This window comes from Micromonospora sp. NPDC047620, assembly GCF_043205005.1.
Classification (GTDB): Bacteria; Actinomycetota; Actinomycetes; order Mycobacteriales; family Micromonosporaceae; genus Micromonospora.
This window is the reverse complement of the sequence record NZ_JBIDDG010000138.1, coordinates 1-1,242: the sequence shown is the minus strand read 5'-3', so window position 1 is coordinate 1,242 and position 1,242 is coordinate 1. Positions and strand designations below refer to the sequence as shown.

Genomic DNA, 1,242 nt, shown 5'->3' with positions numbered 1-1,242 from the left:
GAACGCCAACGCATTCGACGTCTCACGGTCGACCTCGTTCTTGGTGCCGTCTGTGTTATACGTTTCCTTGGTGTCGTTGGCGGCAACCGCCAGCGCGAGCTCCTTTGCTATCTGGCGCTGTGTCGTATCAGGTTCAGAAGCATGCTGCTCGCAGAACCTTGCGACAAACTCCGCGACACGTATTCCAGACATGCGCCGAGCTGCGCTGACTAGCGAACGAGGTCGCGCTCGCGTGTTGTCGGTAACCGATGGCGAGCTCAATCGGGTGCGCCACCACTGTTCACGTGGTCAGCGTAGACCTCTGCGGGGTTGCGGTAGCCGTGGATCTTGCGGGGACGGTGGTTGAGTTCGTTCGCGATGGCGTCAAGGTCGTCTTGGCTGAAGCGGCGCAGGTCGGCGTTCTTCGGAAGGTATTGGCGCAGGAGCGGATTGATGTTCTCGCTTGTACCGCGCTGCCAGGGACTGCGGTGCTTGCAGAGGTAGACCGGCATGCTCGTGGGCGCGGTGATGGCCTTCCAGCCGGCGATCTCGCGGTTCTGGTCCCAGGTCAGCGTGCGGTGTGCATCGTCGCGAGAAGGCCGAGCACGCACTTGGTCAGGTGCGGGGTGACCTGGTCAGCTCTGAGTCCATCGGGCTCGAACGCACCGAGGCCGAGGTGTGGCGGCTGCGCTGGGAGCAGAGCCGAGTAGACGAGAACGGAGGCCAGCGCCGATCGCCAGGTTGATCGCATGCCGCTGGGCCCCTCCCCCTGCCTGACGCCGCCCGGAGCACAGCTATCTCATAGCAACTTTCGTGTGCTTGCAGAGCGCCGAGGCTGTCGGCAGGCTCCTGCCGATGAATTCGGCGCAAAGCTTTCCACGTTGAGGAGCTAAGGACGCCGATTGTCGCCCCTTCGGGCCGACGTTTCGAAAATTTGCCGACTGATCGGTCAGCTATGCGCGCCGATCCTAATTTGAGGAGGTGAAAGTGGGAGGCCGGTTACCGAAGCCGGTAGGCACGTTCGGTGTTCCGACCAAGCCGAAAAGGCAGCGAACGGTCGCTGGCGCACGACGGTTCGCTTCTACGGCGCGAGCGGCTCGACCCAGATCGAAAGGATCGGGCGAAGCTCCGACGACGCGAGCAACCGACTCGCCGAGGCGATGCGCGACTATAGAGAGCAACTGGGGTACCGCCGAATCACTCGCAGTACGAAGCTGATCGAGCTTGCAGCCGAGCTCCTTTCGGACCTCGAAGCCGACGAGG

At 62.7% G+C, this 1,242-nt stretch carries 2 protein-coding genes; both read right to left on the bottom strand.

Features of this window, described 5'->3' with window-relative positions:
- Nucleotides 1-192: hypothetical protein (locus ACGF5C_RS34770; protein ID WP_393308663.1), on the bottom strand; the 192-nt coding region annotated here is incomplete at its 3' end.
- Nucleotides 193-257: 65 nt separating this feature from the next.
- The gene (locus ACGF5C_RS34765; protein ID WP_393308661.1) at nt 258-590 is read right to left on the bottom strand and encodes an IS30 family transposase; all 333 of its coding nucleotides are present in this window, start codon (nt 588-590) and stop codon (nt 258-260) included.
- Nucleotides 591-1,242 lie beyond the last annotated feature (652 nt).